The organism is Rhizobium sp. 0TCS1.26, assembly GCF_050455525.1.
GTDB lineage: Bacteria > Pseudomonadota > Alphaproteobacteria > Rhizobiales > Rhizobiaceae > Neorhizobium.
On the sequence record NZ_JBCIYV010000002.1, the window covers coordinates 934,795 to 952,253 of the forward strand.

The window sequence follows — 17,459 nt, forward strand, 5'->3', positions numbered from 1 at the left end:
GACAGCTGCCGTACGGGGTGGGATGGCGGCCGACGTCGGACTGGAGCAATCCGGCGACGGTACCGTGCAGCCTTCAGGTGCCGAGCCGGGTAGCGCTTATGCCGAGGAAGCCGCCGTTCTGGCGGCGCTCGGTTTCTCCAAGCCGCTGGTGGCGCGCCTGACGAGGCTTGCCAGCCTCAACGGCACGACGCTGGAAGCCGAGCTCCTGCATTGCGGCGAAGTGGAGGAGGCAGCCTATTACGGCGCCGTCGCTCGCGCTTTCCGGCTGCCGCTGATCGAGGTGATCGATCCGGCGACGGTGCAGGATCTGCAAGGGATCGACGCGCAGCTGCTGCAGCCCAAGCAGATCCGCATCAACCACCGGCACAAGCCGCCGCAGGTGGCCATCGTTCCCCAAGCCGGCCGGCTTGCGGAATTCTCGGCGCTGCTGATCCGCCTGCCGGAGCTCGGCCGCGGGCTCGCCATCACCACGCCATCGGCGATGCGGCGGGCCGTCTGGGCAGCGGGCGCGGCGCGTCGCGTGCGACATGCAGTGACCGACCTGTTCGACCGCGAGCCGCATTATTCGGCACGGGTCGTCGCCACCGGTCGGCAGGGGCTGGCGGCCGGCTGTCTCGTCACCGCTATTGTCGGCCTCTGCCTGTCATCGCCCGGCCTGCTGCTGCCGCTGGCGCATGCCACGCTGTCGTTCCTCTATCTCGCCGGTCTGATGCTGAGAATCGCGGCTGTCCTCCAGCAGCGGCAGAAGCGCAACCTGCCGCTGCAAATGCCGGAAGATCCCTTGCCCTGCTACACCGTCATGGTGGCGCTCTACCGGGAAGCGGGCATGGCGCAGCAACTGGTGACAAGTCTGCGGCGGCTAGACTGGCCATCGTCGCTGCTCGACGTCAAGCTCGTCTGCGAGGCCGACGACCGGGAGACCATAGAGGCGCTCAAAGGGCTCGGCCTGCCGGCGCATTTCGAGATCGTCGAGGTGCCGCCGTGTCATCCGCGCACAAAACCCAAGGCGCTGACCTATGCGCTGGCGGGTGCCCGCGGCAGTTATCTCGCCGTCTACGACGCGGAAGACCGTCCGCATCCGCAGCAATTGCTCGAGGCCTGCAGCCGTTTCCGCTCGCGTCCGCCCGAAGTTGCTTGCCTGCAGGCGCCGCTGATCATCGCCAACCTGGCGGAAAACGGCGTCAGCACGATGTTTGCGGTCGAGTATGCGGCGCTGTTTCGCGGCCTGCTGCCGATGCTGTCGCGCTACCGCATGCCGATGCCGCTCGGCGGAACCTCCAACCATTTCAGGACCGACGTGCTGCGCAAGGTCGGCGGCTGGGATCCGTTCAACGTCACGGAGGATGCCGATCTCGGTCTCCGGCTCTACCGCATGGGCTACCGCTCGGAGACGCTGCGCTGCCAGACGCTGGAGGATGCCCCGACCTCGCTGCCGGTATGGACCGGCCAGCGGACGCGCTGGTTCAAGGGCTGGCTGCAGACGTGGCTGGTGATGACCCGTGATCCGCTCGGCACGACCCGGCAGATGGGACTTGCGGCAACGCTCGTCTTCCACCTGCTGATCGGCGGCATGCTGATCTCGGCACTGCTGCACCCGCTGATCCTCGCCTTCCTCGGCTACGGCATCTTCGTGCTGATCTCCAACACGGTGGTGGAAATCCCGGCAGCGACGCTCTTCCTGATGCTGGTCGACACCGCCAACGTCTTCGGCAGCTATGCCACGTTCCTGGCGCTCGGCGTCGGATCGATGATCGAGACGGAACGGCGCAAGGTGGGCTGGCGGTGGGTGGCCGTTCCGCTCCACTGGCTGATGAATTCCTATGCCGCCTGGCGCGCCGTCAACGAGCTGCGCACCAATCCGTTCTTCTGGAAGAAGACGCCGCACCGTCCGGTCCGCCAAGCGGATAAGACCGACAGCCGGCCGCTTTGACCGGATCGTTGACACCATGAGGAGACACTGGGGAGTGGAGCGGGTGAAGGGAATCGAACCCTCGTATTCAGCTTGGGAAGCTGCTGCTCTACCATTGAGCTACACCCGCCTGCGGTGCGCAGGATTAGCATCAACAGCGCGGCGGCTTCAAGCGAAAAGGCGGCAGCCAAGGGAACCGGTGCGTTGCTTGCAAACCGTCTTCAGTACACGGGAAGAGCCGCCTGGCGCTGCCTCAGCCGCGAAAATGCTTGGAGAGTTTCAGCCCTTGCGCCTGATAGTTGGAACCAAGCCCGGAGCCATAGAGCGCCTGCGGGCGTTCCTGCATATGCTCGAAGACAAGCCGGCCGACGATCTGGCCGTGCTCGAGAATGAACGGCACCTCGTGGCTGCGCACCTCGAGAACCGCACGGCTGCCCGACCCGCCGGACGGCGCGTGGCCGAAGCCCGGATCGAAGAAGCCGGCATAGTGTACGCGGAACTCGCCGACCAGCGGATCGTAGGGCGTCATTTCCGCGGCATAGAGCGGCGGCACATGCACAGCTTCTCGCGACACCAGGATGTAGAATTCGTCGGGATCGAGGATGAGGTCGTCGCGGCCGCGGCTGTAGAGCGGCTCCCAGAAATCCAGGACATCGAGCACTGCCTTGCGATCGACATCGACCACCGAGGTATGATGCTTGCCGCGGTAGCCGATCAGCCCGTCGGGGCCGGTGCCCTTCAGATCGATCGAAAGTGCGATGCCGCCGCCTGAAACGTTGGGGTTTTCGCTCGCCACCAGGGTTTCAGCCTCGTGCAGGGCGACGACGTCCGCCTCGCTCAGCAGCGCCTGGCCGGTCCGGAAGCGGATCTGCGACAGGCGCGAGCCGCGCCGGACGATGACCGGAAAGGTGCGCGGCGAGATCTCGAGGTATAGCTGCCCCTTATAGCCGGCGGGGATCTTGTCGAATTCCTGCGCGTGGTCGACCATCACCCGGGTGAAGATATCGAGGCGGCCGGTGGAGCTTTTCGGGTTGCAGGAGGCCGACAGGTCGTCAGGCAGATCGAGACTTTCCATCAGCGGCACGATGTAGACGCAGCCGGTTTCGAGAACCGCGCCCGGCTCAAGATCGATCTCGTGCAGCGTCAGCCGCGCCAGCTTGTCGGCCACCGTATGCTCGCGGCCGGGCATGAAGCTGGCGCGCACGCGCAGCGCCTTCGAGCCCAGCCGCAGGTCGAGGCTGGCCGGCTGGATCTGGTCGTGATCGAGCTGCGCCTCGCTTTTCAGCCTGCCGCCGTCGAAGAGTGCGCCTATGGCGCGGTCTGCCAGAATGCCCGCTGTGCGTATCATTGCCCTTATCCTTCCGGGGGACAAAAGCAAAAGCGGGGAATTGACGCAAGGATTGCTTGGGGCTATCCAAGCTTATCCCGTGGTGATTTGGCCGGTCGGCTTGCAGCCACGTTAAACAAGTGGCTAAAAAGACCGGGTGCGAAACCGGTCTGCTATGCGACCGGTTTTTTTGTTTGAAGTGGTGACACATGAGCAAGACTTGGCGCCCCGCAACCCAACTCGTCCACGAAGGCACGCTGCGCTCGCAGTACGGCGAAACGTCTGAAGCGATCTACCTGACGCAAGGGTTCGTCTACGAAAACTCAGCCGCTGCCGAAGCCCGTTTCAAGGGCGAGACCGACGGCTTCATCTACGCCCGTTACGGCAGCCCCACCAACGACATGTTCGAAAAGCGAATGATCGCACTCGAAGGCGCCGAGGATGCGCGCGCCACGGCATCGGGCATGGCCGCCGTTTCCGCCGCCATCCTCTGCCAGGTGAAGGCCGGCGACCACATCGTTGCCGCCCGCGCACTGTTCGGCTCCTGCCGCTACGTGGTGGAAACGCTGGCACCCAAATACGGCGTCGAATGCACGCTGGTCGACGGCCGGGATCTCGCCAACTGGGAAGCGGCGATCCGCCCCAACACCAAGGTGCTCTTCCTCGAAAGCCCGACCAACCCGACGCTTGAAGTGGTCGACATCGCCGGCGTCGCGAAGCTCGCCGACCAGGTGGGGGCAAAGCTGGTGGTGGACAACGTGTTTGCGACCCCGCTCTTCCAGAAGCCGCTGGAGCTCGGCGCGCACGTCGTCGTCTATTCCGCCACCAAGCATATCGACGGCCAGGGCCGCTGCCTCGGCGGCGTGATCCTGTCGGACAAGGAATGGATCAACGAGAACCTGCACGACTATTTCCGCCACACGGGTCCGGCCATGTCGCCGTTCAACGCCTGGACGCTTCTGAAGGGTCTGGAGACGCTGCCGCTGCGCGTCAGGCAGCAGACGGAGAGCGCTGCAAAGATCGCCGACTTCCTCGCCGATCAAAGCAAGGTGGGCAAGGTCATTTATCCGGGTCGCAAGGATCATCCGCAGGCCGATATCATCGCCCGGCAGATGTCGGGCGGCTCTACGCTCGTCTGCTTCGAGCTGAAGGGTGGCAAGGACGCAGCCTTTGCGCTCCAGGATGCGCTGGAGGTTATCAAGATCTCCAACAATCTCGGCGATGCCAAGAGCCTGATTACCCATCCGGCAACCACGACGCACAAGAACCTCACCGACGACGCACGCGCCGAGCTGGGCATTTCGCCCGGCACGCTGAGGCTTTCATGCGGGATCGAGGACGGCGACGACCTGGTCGAGGATTTGGCCCAGGCGATCGCCAAGGTCGCCGGCTGACGGACGCCGGCCGCTCGTCGCGAGCGGCATCAACTAGGCAAATACATGCAGCTCGCGCTCCGGCGCGGGCACGTTTCTTGACCTCAGCCACTTCCTGTACAATATCCCTAGCCACAGGATTGAGGTCTGCATGTATCGCGCACGGACGAGGGACATAGAGGTCGCCGTTGAACCCTATTATCTGGAGGAGCAATCCGACCCGGATGAGAGCCGCTATGTCTGGGCCTATCGCATCGTCATCGCCAACCATTCGGAGCTGACCGTCCGGCTGGTGCATCGCTACTGGAACATCACCGATCAGAACGGCCTGGTGGACGAAGTGGAAGGACCAGGGGTCGTCGGCGAACAGCCGCGGCTGAAACCGGGCGATACATACGAGTATTCATCCGGCTGCCCGCTCGACACGCCGTCGGGCCTGATGTTCGGCCACTACCAGATGGAGACTGACGAAGGGGAAACCCTGATCGTCGCCATCCCCGCCTTCTCCCTCGACAGCCCGGGCCTGATGCGGGTTCTCAACTAAGCGTCAGTCGACGCCCCGCGCTGCCACAGCCGCCAACAAGATGCACGCAGGCAACCGGCATATCTGCCGGCTGCCTGCGTAGATGATCAGGCGGCGGTAAATTCTGACGGATCGTAGCGGTAGGTGGTCGAGCAGAATTCGCAGGTGACGGCGATCTGGCCGTCTTCCTGGCTTGCCTCAATCTCCTCCGCGGTAAAGCCGTCGAGCACGCCCTTGATCTTGTCGCGCGAGCAGCTGCAGCGGTCGAGGACCCCCTGCGGCTCGTAGATGCGCACGCCGCGCTCGTGGAAGAGCCGAAACAGCAGCCGCTCGATGGCGACCTGCGGATCCGTCAGCTCGTCGGTGTCGACCGTCTCCACCATCATCCGGGCCTCCGCCCAGCTGTCGTCATTGACATGCTCCTCGTCGCGCTCGTCGCCGTCGCCGCCATGCAGGTCCGGCTGGCGCATGCGCTCCGGCGCCGGCGGCAGGAACTGTGCGAGAACGCCGCCTGCCCGCCAGTTGTGACGCGGCTTGCCGTCCTCGTCTCGATCAAGCAGTTCTGCGACACCGAGGCGAACCTTGGTCGGGATCTGCTCGGACTGACGGAAGTAGACTCCGGCGATTTCCTCGAGCGACGAGCCGTCCAGCGGCACGATGCCCTGATAGGGCTGCATGCCCTGACCCTGGTCGATGGTGAAGGCGAGGTAACCCTCTCCGAGCAGCTCCGGCGGCGATGTCCGGCCTTCCGAAATGGCCGCGTCCAGCGCCTCCTGATCGAAGCGCGCATAGGCGCGCATGCTTTCCGGGCTCGAAAAGTCGGCAACCAGCAGATCGACCGGACCATCGCCTTTGGTCTGCACCGTAAATCGGCCGTCGAACTTGAGCGAGGTGCCGATCAGCGCCGTCAGCACGATCGCCTCGGCGAGCAGGCGCGCCACCGGGGCCGGATAATCATGCCGACCGAGAATGGTGTTGAGCAGCGGACCGAGCTGCACGGCGCGGCCGCGGACGTCCATGCCCTCCACCTGGAAGGGCACCACATGGTCGTCGCCGGCCAGATTGATATCGGTCAGTTCAACTGTGGCTTCTGCCATGATCTGCTCCTTCACGCCGAAGCCATCCGTTTCGCACAAAAGACAGCCGAGCGGAACCGCTTGGCCGGGCGAGATGGGCCGACGATGTCATTGAAGCGCCGCCGCGACACTGATCGCCGGCGCGGGTTGGAAAACCGCCAGATGGGGGCGCGCCACCGGCAAATCAAGGTTTTCGGTCAGAGCCTGCGCGGACGCAGTCGTTCAGACCGCGCCGAAGCACCAGGCGAGAATGGACTTCTGCGCGTGCATGCGGTTTTCCGCCTCGTCGAAGACCACCGACTGCGGACCGTCAATGACGCCGTCGGTGACTTCCTCGCCGCGGTGGGCAGGCAGGCAGTGCATGAAGAGCGCCTCCGGCCGGGCGCGCCGCATCAGCTGCTCGTTGACCTGGAAGGGCTGGAATATGTTGTGGCCGCGCGCCTTGTGCTCCTGGTTCATCGACACCCAAGTGTCGGTGACCACCATGTCGACACCCTCGACGGCACGTTCGGCATCATGGCACAGCATGACCTCGCCGCCATTGTTGCGGGCCCAGTTGAGGTACTTGTCGAGCGGCTCGGAGCCCATCGGCACGGCCATGTTCATCTGGTAGCCGAAGCGGGCGGCACCTTCGACGAAGGAATGCAGGACATTGTTGCCGTCGCCGGTCCAGGCGAATGTCTTGCCGGAGACCGGACCGCGATGTTCCTCGAAGGTCAAGAGATCCGCCATGATCTGGCAGGGATGCGTCTCGTCGGTCAGGCCGTTGATCACCGGCACGGTCGCGTGCTCGGCCATTTCCATCAGCCGGCGATGATCGGTAGTGCGGATCATGATTGCATCGACGTAGCGCGATAGAACCTTGGCGGTGTCGCCGATCGTCTCGGCACGACCGAGCTGCATCTCGGTGCCGGACAGGAACAGCGTCTCGCCGCCCAGCTGGCGCATGCCGACATCGAAGGAAACACGGGTACGGGTGGACGGCTTCTCGAAGATCATCGCCAGCATCTTGCCGGCAAGCGGCTTGTCGGCTGTACCGGCCTTGGTTGCCTTCTTGCGGGTCAGCGCGTCATCCAGAATGGTGCGCAGTTCGCCCGAGGAAACGGCCGAGAGATCGAGAAAATGCTTGGGTGATGCCATGGTCCATTCCATCCGGGGCGCCATCCGGCGGCCCGCTCGCTACGGCAGCCGTCAGGCCGACTTCTTCAACTTTTCGCTCTGCAGCTTTTCGGCGGCGCGTTCGATACGAGCCAAGCCCTCGCGGGCCTCTTCGGCGGTCACCACCAGCGGCGGCAGGATGCGGATGACGTTGTCGCCAGCCGGCACGCCCAGCAGATACTCCTCGCGCATGGCAACCGTCAGTTCGGCGGCCGGCACGCGCGCCTTGATGCCGAGCATCAGGCCTTCACCGCGGATTTCCTCGATGACCTCGGGGAAGCGGTCCTGAATGCCCGCGAGTCCCTGGCGGAACACCAGCGCCACGTCGCGGACATTCTGCAGGAAGGCGTCTTCCAGCACGATGTCGAGCACGGCATTGCCGACCGCCATCGCCAGCGGATTGCCGCCATAGGTGGTTCCGTGCACGCCGGGCTTCATGCCGGACGCAGCTTCAGCGGTCGCAAGGCACGCTCCAAACGGAAAACCGCCGCCGATACCCTTTGCCACGGCCATGATGTCGGGCGTAACGCCGGACCATTCATGGGCGAAGAACTTGCCGGTCCGGCCGACGCCCGTCTGAACCTCGTCGAAGATCAGCAGCATGCCGTGCTCGTCGCAGAGATTGCGCAGTTGCTGCAGGAATTCCTTGGATGCCGTGCGGATACCGCCCTCGCCCTGGATCGGCTCGATCAGCAGTGCGCCGGTGTTCTCGGTGATTGCCGCCTTGAGGGCCTCGATATCGGCGAACGGCACCTGATCGAAACCGGGCGCCTTCGGGCCGAAGCCTTCGAGATACTTCTCCTGGCCGCCGGCAGCGATCGTCGCGATCGTCCGACCGTGGAAGGCGCCCTCGAAGGTGATGATGTGGAACTTGTCGGGATGGCCCTTGGAGTAGTGGTAGCGACGGGCGGTCTTGATGGCGCATTCCAGGGCTTCCGCGCCGGAATTGGTGAAGAACACCTTGTCGGCGAAGGTCGCCTCGACCAGCCGCTGTGCCAGCCGCTCCTGCTCGGGGATCTCGTAGAGATTGGAAAGGTGCCAGACCTTGTCGGCCTGCGCCTTCAGCGCCTCGACAAGATGCGGATTGGCGTGGCCGCAGGAGGTGACCGCGACGCCTGCGCCGAAATCGAGATAGCGCTCGCCCGTCTCCGTCACCAGCCACACCCCTTCACCACGCTCGAAGCGCAGAGGGGCCCGTGCAAACGTGTCGAAAAGCGCGGCTTCAGCCATGGCGACAGCACTCCTTGGGCATCATCATCTGTGCGGCGGCAACGTCCGCCGAAATCAAAAATGCCGCCCCAGCGGGCGGCGGCTGCACTATCCGCATTTCGCCGACGGCTGTCAACAAATCGCTCCAATTCCGGCGCATTGCCGGGCCATGGCGGTTACGGCGCCGGTTTCGGCCGCTGTGGCAAAAAAGACTCTGTCTGGCAGCAAGTTGGGGAAAACCCGGAAATCGATTCGCAGCGATTCGTACGACTCTTGTCAGCGAGTCCACCGCCCTCTAGGTTAAAGATCAATTACTAGACTGCATGCGGCGGAACTAGTCACCAAAAGTATAGATGTAGTATGCGCGACGAAATTGGTTTCGTCGTAACGGTGAGAGATTCTGTCTTGCTGATGTGTGCTCAAGGCGGAGAGACAGCATGAATTGGACAGACGAACGCGTCGAGAGATTGAAGCGGTTATGGGCCGAAGGGCTCAGCGCCAGCCAGATCGCTGCACAGCTTGGCGGCGTCAGCCGCAACGCGGTGATCGGCAAGGTGCATCGCCTCAACCTGCCGGGCCGCATCAAGGCCGGCGGCACTTCGGCTGCCGCCCGCACGCCCAAGCGCACTGCCCCGGCGCCACGCGCTCCGGCCTACACCGCTCGCCCGAACGTTGTACCGGCACGCACCATCGGCCGTCCGATGGGTGCAACCGCGGTGAAGGAAGATTTCGAGATCGAGGCGATCAACGCCACCCAGCTGATGACGACCAATGTCGTGGTTCCGATGGCGCGCCGCCTCGTCCTCACGGAGCTGACCGAACGCACCTGCAAGTGGCCGGTCGGCGATCCGCTGAAGGACGACTTCCACTTCTGCGGCGCTGAATCCTGCGATAACTCGCCTTACTGCAAGTACCACGCACGGCTTGCCTACCAGCCGGTCACCGAGCGCCGCAAGTCCGCGGCCGCACGGGCCTGATACGAGCACAGTCGATGCACTGGTGAAAACGGGCCTTGTGCCCGTTTTTTTGTGACCTGCATCCGGCCGGACCGGACGTTCGCCCGCGGCCCACGAAAAAGCCCGACCTCTCGGCCGGGCTTCGTCAGGACAGGGGATCGCCTCTAAACGTCAGGCTTCCATGGAATAGCCGGCGCCGCGCACGGTGCGAATTACGTCCTGCATGTTGGAAAAGTTCAGGGCCTTGCGCAGGCGACCGACATGCACGTCGACGGTGCGCTCATCGACATAGATGTCGTGCCCCCAGACGCCGTCGAGAAGCTGAGAGCGCGAGAAAACGCGGCCGGGCGACGCCATCAGGAATTCCAGCAGCCTGAACTCCGTCGGCCCCAGACGCACTTCGCGGGCCTTGCGGTGCACGCGGTGCGTATCGCGGTCGAGCTCGATATCGCCGCAGCGAAGCACGCTGGACAGGACTTCAGGACGCGCGCGGCGCAGCATCGCCTTGACGCGGGCCATCAGTTCCGGCGTCGAGAACGGCTTCACGACGTAATCGTCGGCACCGGTCGCCAAACCGCGGACACGTTCGCTTTCCTCGCCGCGGGCGGTGAGCATGAGAATCGGCAGACGCTCGGTCTCCGGACGCATACGCAGCCGTCGGCAGAGCTCGATGCCGGACACCCCCGGCAGCATCCAGTCGAGGATAAGCAGATCCGGCACGCGCTCCTGAAGACGGATCTCCGCCTCGTCGCCGCGCAGGATCGTCTCCACCTCGTAACCTTCAGCTTCCAGGTTGTAGCGAAGGAGAACGCTAAGCGCCTCCTCGTCCTCGACGACAGAAATCTTCGGCAGCATAATCAGGAACTCCTACAGGTCCGCGCAGCTATTCGGCCACAGCGCCGAGCATGTTGGAGCTGTCGTCCTTGGCCCGCTCGCCGACAGGCTGGGCGCCGGTCGCCATGTAGTAGATGGTCTCGGCAATGTTTGTCGCGTGGTCACCGATGCGCTCGATGTTCTTGGCGCAGAACAACAAATGCGTGCAGGTGGTGATGTTGCGCGGATCCTCCATCATGTAGGTGAGGAGCTCGCGGAACAGCGAGGTGTACATCGCGTCGATCTCTTCATCGCGCTGGCGTATCGCCTCGGCCTTCTGGGCAGACCGGTGCGAATAGACGTCCAGCACTTCCTTCAGCTGCACCAGCGCCAGGTCGGACAGATGCTCCAGGCCGCGGGCCAGCTTGCGCGGCACGCCGGTGCCCTGCACTGCGATCACCCGCTTGGCGGTGTTCTTGCCGAGATCGCCGACCCGTTCGAGATCGGCGGCGATGCGCAGCGTGCCGATGATCTCGCGCAGGTCCGCCGCCATCGGCTGGCGCTTGGCGATGGTGACGATCACCTTCTCCTGGATCTCACGCTCCGCATGATCGAGAATAACGTCGTCGGAGATGACCTTCTGCGCGAGAGCGCTGTCGGAATTGACGAGCGCCCGCACGGCGTCCGAGCACATCTGCTCGGCTAGGCCGCCCATCTCGGAGATGCGGCGATTGAGGTACTTCAGCTCTTCATCATAAGCCGACATGATATGGGATGGCATGTGTCTCTCCTCGGACGAATGGAACCAGTGGCAGGCGGCGCTGTCTGATCAGCCGAAACGGCCCATGATGTAGTCCTGCGTGCGCTGGTCATCCGGATTGGTGAACATCTTGTCGGTATCGTCTTCCTCGACGAGCTGGCCGAGGTGGAACATGGCGGTGCGCTGCGAAACGCGGGCTGCCTGCTGCATCGAGTGGGTGACGATGACGATCGTGTAGTTGGCGCGCAGCTCGTGAATGAGCTCCTCGACCTTGGCCGTCGCGATCGGATCAAGCGCCGAGCACGGCTCATCCATCAGGATGACTTCCGGCGAAACGGCGATGGCGCGGGCGATGCACAGACGCTGCTGCTGGCCGCCGGACAGGCCGGTGCCGGATTCCAGCAGGCGATCCTTCACCTCATTCCACAGGCCGGCGCGCTGCAGGCTTGCCTCGACGATCTGGTCCATGTCGGCGCGGTTCCTGGCGAGGCCATGGATGCGCGGACCGTAGGAGACGTTCTCGTAGATCGACTTGGGGAACGGGTTCGGCTTCTGGAACACCATGCCGACGCGGGCACGCAGTTCGACGACGTCGATCGAAGGGTCGTAGACGTCCTCGCCATCGAGCACGATGCGGCCGGTGACGCGGCACTGCTCAATGGTGTCGTTCATGCGGTTGAGGCATCGCAGAAAGGTCGACTTGCCGCAACCCGACGGTCCGATCAGCGCGGTCACGGTGTTTTCGCGGACGTTCAGGTTCACATCGAACAGCGCGCGCTTCTCGCCGTAGTAAACCGATACGTCCTTGCCCACCATCTTGTAGGAAACGTCATTCATTTTCTGATCCAGCGCCTTCTCAACTGCAGCTTCAGACATCATGTTCATTGTCCGTCTCCTTCTACCAACGCCGTTCGAAGCGACGACGCAACAGGATTGCGCCGACATTCATTACGATCAGGAACAGGAGCAGGATGATGATTGCTCCGGACGTGCGTTCCACGAAAGCGCGTTCCGCCTCGTTGGCCCACATGTAGATCTGCACCGGCAGCGCCGTCGACGGATCCATCGGCGTGGTCGGATAGTTGGCAACGAAGGCCACCATGCCGATGAGCAGCAGCGGCGCGGTTTCACCGAGCGCGTGTGCCAGGCCAATGATCGTGCCGGTGAGGATGCCCGGCATGGCGAGCGGCAGCACGTGGTGGAAGATCGTCTGCATCTTCGACGCGCCGAGGCCGAGCGCCGCAGCACGGATCGACGGCGGGACGGCCTTCAATGCGGCGCGGGTGGCGATGATGATCGTCGGCAGCGTCATCAGCGTCAGCACCAGGCCGCCGACCAGCGAGGCCGAGCGCGGCAGGCCCATGAAGTTGATGAAGACGGCAAGACCGAGCAGGCCGTAGACGATCGACGGCACGGCCGCCAGATTGTTGATGTTGACTTCGATCAGGTCCGTCAGACGGTTCTTCGGCGCGAACTCCTCCAGGTAGATGGAGGCCGCAACACCGATCGGCAGCGCCAGCACCAGGACGATCAGCATCATGTAGAACGAGCCGATCAGCGCAACGCCGACGCCGGCCGCCTCCGGGCGGCTCGACGCGCCGTTGAAGAAGATGCCGGAGTTGAAGTGCTTTGCCAGTGCACCCGCTTCGGCGAGCTTGTTCATCCAGCCGACCTGCTGGTCGGAGATCTTGCGGTTCTGCTCGGTCACTTCCAGGTTGATCTGGCCCTTGAAGGCCGAGTCGATGTCACCGGCGGCGAGCAGCGAGACGGTCTGGGTCGTGCCGATGATCTGCGGATTGGCGACGACCATGTCGCGCAGCTGGTTACGCACGCTGTTCGAGATCATCTGGTTGACGGCGCGAAGCTGGGCGGTGTCGCCCTCGCTGACGCCAAGCGCCTTGGCCACGGCGTTGCGCGCGACGATCGGATAGTTCGCCGTCATCAGCTTCTGCGGATCGGTGGCGCGCTGGTTGTCCTTGTCGATGATCTGCTCGGAGAACTCGACCGGCACGGTGATCATCGTCTGCTGGAAGGCGGTGTAGCCCTTGGAGACGACCGACCACAGAAGCAGCATCAGGAACAGGATGCCGAAAGACAGTGCGGCGATGCCATAGGCGCGGAAGCGGCGTTCGGCGGCGTAGCGGCGCTTGATGCCAATATCGCGGCGAGCAGGCTTGGCTAAGACGCCGGCGGGGGTGGAAACCACGTCGGTCATTCGTACTGCTCCCGGTATTTGCGCACGATGAAGAGCGCGTAGATGTTGAGGCAAAGCGTGATGGCAAACAGCGTGATGCCGAGTGCGAAGGCGACCAGCGTCTGCGGCGAGGTGAATTCAAGGTCGCCCGTCAACTGGCTGACGATCTTGACCGTCACCGTTGTCATCGGCTCGAACGGGTTGAGCTGCATGCGGGCGGCAACGCCGGCTGCCAGCACAACGATCATGGTTTCACCGATGGCGCGCGAGGCGGTCATCAGGAGCGCGCCGACGACGCCCGGCAGTGCTGCGGGCATGACGACCTTCTTGATCGTCTCCGACTTGGTGGCGCCGAGCCCGAGCGAACCGTCGCGAAGGGCGCGTGGCACGGCGGTGATGATGTCGTCCGACAGCGACGAGACGTAGGGGATCAGCATGATGCCCATGACGAAGCCGGCGGTGAGAACGCTCTGTGCCTGAATGAAGTTGGTATAATCGCCGGTCGCCAGACCGTTCAACTGCGAGGAGAGGTCGCGCAGGAACGGACCGACCGAGGTCAGCGCGAAGAAGCCGTAGACGATGGTCGGGATGCCGGCCAGGACTTCGAGCAGCGGCTTGGCGACAGCGCGAACCTTCGGCGACGCATATTCCGACATGTAGATCGCCGAGAACAGGCCGACAGGCACGGCGACGAGCATCGCCACAAGGCCGATGTAGAGCGTGCCGGCAAGCAGCGGGATCAGGCCGAACTGACCTTCCGAGGCAGTGGCGCCGGCGGCTGCGAAGCGCGGATCCCAGACGGTGCCGAAGAAGAATTCCCAAGCAGGGATGCGGCCGAAGAAGTGGCCGGCTTCCGTCAACATCGACATCACGATACCGATCGTCGTGACGATGGCGATCGACGAGGCGAAGATGAGCGCGGACAGAATGACGTTTTCGACGCGGTTGCGGGCCCTGAAGCGTGGCGCAATGCGGGTGTAGGAGAAAGCCGCACCACCCAGCGCCACGAGCAGCACCACCGCCGTCATGACGCGACTGCTGATCTTGCTCATGGCGTTGAGGTCGCCGGCGGACGCGACCATGTAGGGCTCGGGATCGCCGGCGAGTGCGACACCCTTCGTGCCGAGCATCGCCCGCAATTCGACCGGATTGGCGCCGACGCGATCGATTTCCTCTAGCGTCAGTACATCCATGCCGCGGGCGAGCGAACTGACCATGCCGAAGCTCAGGCCCTGCTGCGCCTCGGACTGCGCCTTCACCTCTTCGGGAAAGCCTTCACGGACAGTCGAGTTGATGTAGATGGGGCTGACGATCAGCCAGACGGCCAGGACGACCAGCGCCGGCAGTGCGGCACAGACGGCGACGAAGCTGCCGTAGTAGCCTGGGCGTGAGTGGAGCCTTGAGGACACGCCATCGGCGATCGCCAGGGCGCGCCGTGTGCCGGCGACATAACAGACGACCGCAATGATCGCCAAGACCAATAAAATCAACGATGTGTTCATTACAATCCCCCGGCCTACCGCTCTGGCGGCACGCGTTACCGCACAATTGCCTTCACCGGAACCGAATTATTCGCACGTACGAACCGCGATTTTCGATCCGCTGAGGCCGGTCCCTGTCGGGTCCCCTCAAAGGCCAAAGAAGACGGTCGGCGCCGCACGAGGCGGCGCCGGGTCGTTCGTTACATGGTCTTGCCGGAAGCGAAGTCCTTGCGGACCTGTTCGCGCTGGTCGTCCGGAGCAGCAACCAGGCCGTATTCGGCAAGCGGCGAGTCCGGGCCGACCATTTCGTCGGAGATGAAGAACTCGACGTATTCCTTGAGGCCCGGGATGACGCCCAGGTGCGCCTTCTTGACGTAGAAGAACAGCGGACGGGAAACCGGGTACTTGCCGCTGGCAATGGTTTCGGTCGACGGAACGACTTCCGCGACGGTCGCAACCTTCAGCTTGTCCTTGTTGTTTTCATAGAAGGCCAGGCCGAAAACGCCGAGGCCGGTCTTGTTGGCGGCGATGCGCGCCAGCGTTTCGGTGTAGTCGCCGTCGATGTCGACAGCCACGCCGTCCTTGCGGACTGCAACGCACTTGGCGGCAGCCTGCTTGGCATCGGTGATGGCGGCCTTGATCACGTCCGTGGCTCCGGCTTCCTTGCAGCCTTCAGCCATGATCTTCTCTTCGAAGACTTCGCGGGTGCCGTGCTTGGAACCCGGGATGTAGGCGGCGATCGGGCCCTTCGGCAGGGTTGCGTTGACTTCCGACCAGTTCTTGTACGGGTTGGCGACGAGCTTGCCGTCGACGACAACTTCAGCGGCCAGAGCCTTGTAGAGATCCTTCGGCTCGATCTTCATATCGCCGTTCGACGAGTCCGAGGCAAAGACGATGCCGTCGTAACCGATGCGAACTTCCTGCACGTCGTTGACGCCGGCAGCCTTGCAGGCTTCGGTTTCGCTCTTGTTGATCTTGCGCGAGGCATTGGCAACGTCGATCGTGCCTTCGCCGACGCCCGAGCAGAATGCCTTCAGACCGCCGCCGGTGCCGCCGGATTCAACAACCGGAGCCTTGAAGTTCGGGAAGGTCTCGGCGAAGGTTTCGGCAACGATCTTTGCGTAGGGCAGAACCGTGGACGAGCCGGCAACCTGGATCTGGTCGCGCGCAGCGGCAGCGCCGGCGAATGCGACAGATGCCACCAGGGCAGCTGCGGAAAGTTTCAGGATGTTCATAGTGATCTCCCGTCAGGGCTTGTGTGAATTCGGCCGTCCAGCCAGCTCTCGCTCTCGCCGGCGCTCGGCCTGCTTGTCATAGCGGCCGGAGCCCCACCCTTTTATGTCAGATCCACGAAACATTTGTGACAGTTCAAGCCACTGAAATCATGGCGGAAAACGGCATTCATACATAGAACGCTGTTTCTGCATGTCAGAAGCGGACGGTGAAGTCGGTCCCCTTGCCCAGTTCCGACCTGACGACCAGCCGCGCGCGGTGGCGTGTCAGGATGTGCTTGACGATCGCCAGCCCGAGACCGGTGCCCTTCTTTGAGCGGCTGTCGGCGACGCTGACGCGGTAGAAGCGTTCCGTCAGCCGCGGCACATGCTCGGGTGAAATCCCCGGGCCACGGTCGACGACGCTGAATTCCACCGCCTCGCCCGGCTGCTGGCGCAGGAAGACGTCGACGATCTTTCCCTCCTGGCCGTATTTGCAGGCGTTCTCGATCAGGTTCTCGATCACCTGGATGAGTTCGTCGCGATCGCCCGTCACCTCCACCTTGCCCTCCGGCAGATGCATGCGGATCTCGACACCGAGATCATGGGCGAGCGGCATGAGCGCATCGCGCACATGACTGACCAACGGCACCAGGTCGACGACCTGGTTCGGGGCGATGTGGGATTTGAGCTCGAGACGCGACAGGGACAGCAGGTCATCGACGAGGCGGCTCATGCGGGTTGCCTGGTCTAGCATGATGCCGAGGAACCGCTCCTGCACGCCGAGATCGCCGCGCGCCGGACCCTGCAGCGTCTCGATGAAACCGCGCAATGACGCAAGCGGCGTGCGCAGCTCATGGCTGGCATTGGCGACGAAATCGGAACGCATGCGATCAAGGCTGCGCAGCTCGGAGATATCCTTGAACGACAGCGCGAAATAGCGAGTGGCCTCACCGTCCTTGCCGGACGTCGAGCCGGCCGGCGGCACGATCGGCTCGATCCGCACCAGATACACGCGCTCCGACGGAATGCGCTCGGAAAACTCCATCTGGTTGGGCTTGCCGGTGACGATGGTCTCCCGCACCATGTCGAGGATGCCCGGCGACCGCAGCCGTGCCGAGAGGTGCAGGCCGGGTGCAAGTTCGGCAAAGCTTGCGGCAGCGGCGGGGTTCTGCAGCACCACGTCGGCCTCTTCGCCAAGGACCATGACAGGCAGGTCGAGCGCGGCATAGGCCCTCGCCAGGCCATCGAGAGGATCGATTTCCGCGGGTGCCGGCGCAACGACGGGCCGGATGGCGGGCGGCTCCGCCGTCATCACCGGCCCGAGCAGAAGCGCCAGCATCATCAGCAGCCAGGCCGCAGCGGCAAAGGCCGGATTGAGGCCGCCGGCAGCCGCCAGGATCGCCAGCAGACTTGCGGCGGCGACGACCAGCCAATTGTCCCTCAGGCGCCCGATCCGACTGCTGCCT

The 17,459-nt window shown here is 63.7% G+C and carries 15 protein-coding genes, 1 tRNA gene and 1 riboswitch; of the genes, 4 read left to right on the top strand and 12 right to left on the bottom strand.

Annotated elements, in window-relative coordinates; translation table 11 throughout:
* The first annotated feature begins 22 nt into the window (after positions 1 to 22).
* Positions 23 to 1,930, top strand: a complete 1,908-nt coding sequence (locus AAIH46_RS11725) for a glycosyltransferase family 2 protein (RefSeq protein ID WP_430306035.1) — start codon at positions 23 to 25, stop codon at positions 1,928 to 1,930.
* A gap of 35 nt (positions 1,931 to 1,965) precedes the next feature.
* On the opposite strand, the gene AAIH46_RS11730 is transcribed toward AAIH46_RS11725, so the two are convergent.
* Both AAIH46_RS11730 and AAIH46_RS11735 read right to left on the bottom strand, forming a co-directional pair.
* Positions 1,966 to 2,039 (bottom strand) — tRNA-Gly (locus AAIH46_RS11730).
* Positions 2,040 to 2,162: 123 nt separating this feature from the next.
* Positions 2,163 to 3,257: a 2'-deoxycytidine 5'-triphosphate deaminase gene (locus AAIH46_RS11735; RefSeq protein WP_430306037.1), complete on the bottom strand. Its 1,095-nt coding sequence runs from the start codon at positions 3,255 to 3,257 to the stop codon at positions 2,163 to 2,165.
* Between the two features lie 69 nt (positions 3,258 to 3,326).
* A riboswitch (SAM riboswitch) is annotated at positions 3,327 to 3,405 on the top strand.
* A 40-nt stretch (positions 3,406 to 3,445) separates the two neighbouring features.
* Between AAIH46_RS11735 and AAIH46_RS11740 the strand changes: the two genes are divergently transcribed.
* Together AAIH46_RS11740 and apaG are read left to right on the top strand one after the other, a co-directional pair.
* Positions 3,446 to 4,630: an O-succinylhomoserine sulfhydrylase gene (locus AAIH46_RS11740; protein ID WP_430306038.1), complete on the top strand. Its 1,185-nt coding sequence runs from the start codon at positions 3,446 to 3,448 to the stop codon at positions 4,628 to 4,630.
* Positions 4,631 to 4,760: 130 nt separating this feature from the next.
* Positions 4,761 to 5,153: a Co2+/Mg2+ efflux protein ApaG gene (apaG, locus tag AAIH46_RS11745; protein ID WP_430306039.1), complete on the top strand. Its 393-nt coding sequence runs from the start codon at positions 4,761 to 4,763 to the stop codon at positions 5,151 to 5,153.
* Between the two features lie 86 nt (positions 5,154 to 5,239).
* Here the strand turns inward: apaG and AAIH46_RS11750 are convergent, their stop codons facing one another.
* The 3 genes from AAIH46_RS11750 to AAIH46_RS11760 form a co-directional block, all read right to left on the bottom strand.
* Entirely contained in the window at positions 5,240 to 6,229 is a 990-nt protein-coding gene (locus tag AAIH46_RS11750; RefSeq protein WP_430306040.1) for an Hsp33 family molecular chaperone, read from the bottom strand.
* A 201-nt stretch (positions 6,230 to 6,430) separates the two neighbouring features.
* Entirely contained in the window at positions 6,431 to 7,348 is a 918-nt protein-coding gene (argF, locus tag AAIH46_RS11755; protein ID WP_430306042.1) for an ornithine carbamoyltransferase, read from the bottom strand.
* Between the two features lie 51 nt (positions 7,349 to 7,399).
* On the bottom strand, positions 7,400 to 8,596 hold the full coding sequence (locus AAIH46_RS11760; RefSeq protein WP_430306043.1) for an aspartate aminotransferase family protein: 1,197 nt from the start codon (positions 8,594 to 8,596) through the stop codon (positions 7,400 to 7,402).
* A gap of 416 nt (positions 8,597 to 9,012) precedes the next feature.
* On the opposite strand from AAIH46_RS11760, the gene AAIH46_RS11765 reads away from it, so the two are divergent.
* Positions 9,013 to 9,552 carry a GcrA family cell cycle regulator gene (locus AAIH46_RS11765; RefSeq protein ID WP_430306044.1) on the top strand — a complete coding sequence of 180 codons (540 nt, stop codon included), beginning with the start codon at positions 9,013 to 9,015 and terminating at the stop codon, positions 9,550 to 9,552.
* 150 nt (positions 9,553 to 9,702) lie between these two features.
* On the opposite strand, the gene phoB is transcribed toward AAIH46_RS11765, so the two are convergent.
* The 7 genes from phoB to phoR form a co-directional block, all read right to left on the bottom strand.
* A complete protein-coding gene (gene phoB / locus AAIH46_RS11770) occupies positions 9,703 to 10,386 on the bottom strand; it encodes a phosphate regulon transcriptional regulator PhoB (RefSeq protein ID WP_430306045.1) in 684 nt (227 codons plus the stop codon).
* Between the two features lie 28 nt (positions 10,387 to 10,414).
* Positions 10,415 to 11,125 (bottom strand): phosphate signaling complex protein PhoU, encoded by a 711-nt coding sequence (gene phoU / locus AAIH46_RS11775; RefSeq protein WP_430306046.1) that lies wholly within the window; start codon positions 11,123 to 11,125, stop codon positions 10,415 to 10,417.
* A 48-nt stretch (positions 11,126 to 11,173) separates the two neighbouring features.
* Positions 11,174 to 11,989, bottom strand: coding sequence for a phosphate ABC transporter ATP-binding protein PstB (pstB, locus tag AAIH46_RS11780; RefSeq protein WP_430306048.1), 816 nt, complete (start codon positions 11,987 to 11,989; stop codon positions 11,174 to 11,176).
* Between the two features lie 13 nt (positions 11,990 to 12,002).
* Positions 12,003 to 13,319: a phosphate ABC transporter permease PstA gene (pstA, locus tag AAIH46_RS11785; RefSeq protein ID WP_430306049.1), complete on the bottom strand. Its 1,317-nt coding sequence runs from the start codon at positions 13,317 to 13,319 to the stop codon at positions 12,003 to 12,005.
* A complete protein-coding gene (gene pstC / locus AAIH46_RS11790) occupies positions 13,316 to 14,800 on the bottom strand; it encodes a phosphate ABC transporter permease subunit PstC (protein WP_430306050.1) in 1,485 nt (494 codons plus the stop codon). Before pstC ends, pstA begins: the two co-directional genes overlap by 4 nt.
* A 179-nt stretch (positions 14,801 to 14,979) precedes the next feature.
* Positions 14,980 to 16,014 (bottom strand): substrate-binding domain-containing protein, encoded by a 1,035-nt coding sequence (locus tag AAIH46_RS11795; RefSeq protein ID WP_430306052.1) that lies wholly within the window; start codon positions 16,012 to 16,014, stop codon positions 14,980 to 14,982.
* A 193-nt stretch (positions 16,015 to 16,207) separates the two neighbouring features.
* Entirely contained in the window at positions 16,208 to 17,446 is a 1,239-nt protein-coding gene (phoR, locus tag AAIH46_RS11800) for a phosphate regulon sensor histidine kinase PhoR (protein ID WP_430306550.1), read from the bottom strand.
* Positions 17,447 to 17,459 lie beyond the last annotated feature (13 nt).